3 protein-coding genes and 1 pseudogene are annotated in these 3,035 nt (G+C 50.5%); 3 read left to right on the plus strand and 1 reads right to left on the minus strand.

Annotation, left to right across the window (positions count from 1 at the left end; genetic code table 11):
- Positions 1-643: 30S ribosomal protein S7 (rpsG, locus tag CN673_RS21635; RefSeq protein WP_210200128.1), on the plus strand; the 643-nt coding region annotated here is incomplete at its 5' end.
- Between the two features lie 51 nt (positions 644-694).
- Here rpsG and atpA read toward each other — a convergent pair.
- Positions 695-1,921, minus strand: a pseudogene (gene atpA, locus CN673_RS21640) (F0F1 ATP synthase subunit alpha); the annotation flags it as partial.
- A gap of 2 nt (positions 1,922-1,923) precedes the next feature.
- Here atpA and CN673_RS21645 point away from each other — a divergent pair.
- Entirely contained in the window at positions 1,924-2,700 is a 777-nt protein-coding gene (locus CN673_RS21645) for a glycoside hydrolase family 25 domain-containing protein (protein ID WP_099868256.1), read from the plus strand.
- A gap of 80 nt (positions 2,701-2,780) precedes the next feature.
- Positions 2,781-3,035, plus strand: a 255-nt coding sequence (locus tag CN673_RS21650; RefSeq protein WP_210200129.1) for a hypothetical protein, incomplete at its 3' end; no start/stop codon positions are given.

Consider the following 3,035-nt stretch of genomic DNA (forward strand, 5'->3'; position numbering starts at 1 on the left):
AAGATTGTCAAGAAGCGAACCCATCGCTTCACCAGACATGAATCCGACAGGTACCACCGTGTCCGACCCAGCTGGAGTCGAGGAGGAGATCGAAGGTGTCGTTGCCGCCCCTGAGGAAGAGCAACTTGAGATGCCAGAGGTCAAGCTTTTCAACAAATGGTCCCTGAACGATGTTGAAGTTTCCGATATCTCACTCGTTGACTACGTCGCGGTTAAAGAAAAGGGTGCCAAATATCTGCCGCACTCGGCTGGTCGTTATCAAATCAGAAGATTCCGCAAGGCGACGTGCCCGATTGCTGAGCGTTTGGCCTCTTCTTTGATGGCTCATGGTCGCAACAACGGTAAGAAATTGATGACCGTCAGAATTGTCAAGCATGCCTTTGAAATCATCCATCTGCTTACCGGCGAGAACCCAGTGCAAATCTTAGTCAACGCTGTTATCAACAGTGGACCCCGTGAAGACTCCACTCGTATTGGCCGTGCCGGTACCGTCCGTCGTCAAGCTGTTGATGTTGCCCCTCTTCGTCGTGTCAACCAGGCAATCTGGTTGATCTGTACTGGAGCTCGTGAATCTGCGTTCAGAAACATCAAAACAATTGCCGAATGTTTGGCTGATGAGCTTATCAACGCCGCAAAGGTATGAAGTCTTTTTATTCTTACAATCTAATAAAACTAGAGTAACAGAGAAAACGACCTAAGCTTTGAAACCAGCGAGGAAAGAAGTGACCAAAGTCTTCAATTTCTCGTCGGTTTGAGGAGTGATCTGACCTTCTTCTCTGATTGTCTTCAACAAATCTTGGCAGTTAGCGCGGACATGAGTCAAGAATTCCTTTTCGAATCTGGTAATCTGAGATGGGTCCAGTTTGTCAAGATGTCCCTTTACACCAGCGTAGATGACAGTGACTTGCTCTTCAATGGCCATGGGCACGTATTGGCCTTGTTTCAGCAACTCGGTAAGACGGACACCACGGTTGAGAAGTTGCTGGGTGGCAGCATCCAAATCAGAACCGAACTGGGCAAAAGCAGCCACCTCACGATATTGGGCCAATTCGAGCTTCATGGAACCGGCAACTTGTTTCATGGCCTTTGTCTGGGCTGCAGATCCTACACGAGATACAGAAAGACCGACGTTGATGGCTGGACGGACACCCTTGTAGAACAATTCAGTTTCCAAGAAGATTTGACCGTCGGTGATGGAGATTACATTGGTTGGGATATATGCGGACACATCACCAGCTTGAGTCTCGATGACAGGAAGAGCTGTCAAAGAACCACCTCCATGCGTCTCGTTCATCTTAGCGGCACGTTCGAGAAGACGAGAATGGAGATAGAAGACATCACCGGGGTAGGCTTCACGACCTGGGGGACGACGGAGAAGCAGAGACATCTGACGGTAGGCGACGGCCTGTTTGGACAAATCGTCGTAGATAATCAGGGCGTGCTTTCCATTGTCGCGGAAGTATTCTCCCATAGCGCATCCAGAGTATGGAGCCAAGAATTGCAAAGGAGCAGCATCAGAGGCCGTAGCCGAGACAATAATGGTGTATTTCATGGCGTCGGCATCAGTCAAACGCTTTACGATTTGAGCAACAGTTGATCGCTTTTGGCCAATGGCAACGTAGATACAATACAGCTTCTTCTTGTCTTCACCAGCTTCGTTGAATCTCTTTTGATTGATGATGGTATCAATGGCAATAGCCGTTTTACCTGTCTGACGGTCACCAATGATCAATTCACGCTGACCACGACCAATTGGGACAAGGGAATCGACGGCCTTGACACCAGTTAACATAGGTTCACGGACGCCAATACGGGGGATGATACCTGGAGCCTTGACTTCGACACGTGAACGCTTTGTATCCTTAACGGGGCCTTTTCCATCGATCGGGTTCCCCAAAGCATCGACGACACGGCCAAGAAGTCATGTCGAAACTCGTTTGTTTGGCTCTGCTAGTCAGCGCTGCGAGCGCCCTCCCCTCGAATGCGACGTTCGGAGCGGCGCCGGCGGCGTTCGGAGTGGATTCGACGTATCCGCTGACGGATTCGATCGCCAGTTGCTTGAAAAGAAGTGGATATTTCGCCGGCTTCTTCCGCGTGGGCAACAAGGCCACGGTGGACTCGACTGGCGTCGACAACGCCTACAAGGCTAACCGCGCCGGCCTCAAATTCGAGCTTTTCATTACACCCAACCCTCAAGGCTACGCCGACCGTCAGCTCTACGACGCCTACGACTACGCCAAGAAGAACAACATCAACTTGGCAAGAATCTGGCTGCAAATCACCTCTCCAATCAGCTGGGACAGATCCCAAAGCAACAATGTCCGATTCATCAACGACTTCGTCAGAGCTGGAAGAAACCGCAACGTGAAAGTGAGCTTCTACACCAACTGGTACGACTACGAAGAGATCACCGGCAACTCGCGCGCCATCGCCAACGCCGAGATCTGGTATTGGCATGTGCTGGGCGCCGGCTCCAACGGCGAGACCGCCCGCGACTACAACGACTACCGCACGTTCGGCCCCTTCACCGGCTGGCCAATCGCCAAACAATACGGTGTCGCCGAGACCCCATGCAACTACAGAGCCAACCAAAACGTGTTCGCGGGGAGCGGAGTGACCGTCGCCGGGGCCGAAGACATCATCCCGATTGGAATGGGCGCTTCTATTGTTCAGATCCAGGACAACAAGACCAAACAGTAAAAAGATTGAATTGTTTTTGTTATTGAGTGATTAAAAGGTTGGGAAGCAATTGAATAAATGCTCGTATTCTACGACACATGGTGAAGATTGCTTTCGAAGCAAAGGATTGGAAACTTCTCAACGACACAATTGTCGCCATGTCCAAGAAGAGGTCTCTGATCAAGTTCGCCATCAAGAATATGGTCCAAGACTGCTGCGAATTCGTAGATCAGGTCCCAACTGAAGAAGATCGTAACAAATTGGTGGATGTTCTCCGAACTGTGACTGCCGGAAAGATTTATGTTGAAGTAGAAAGAGCCCGACTGACCAAGAGGGTTGTGAAGAAACTGGAGGCC

The sequence above is a fragment of the Neopararhizobium haloflavum genome (assembly GCF_002750855.1).
Taxonomy (GTDB): Bacteria; Pseudomonadota; Alphaproteobacteria; order Rhizobiales; family Rhizobiaceae; genus Georhizobium; species Georhizobium haloflavum.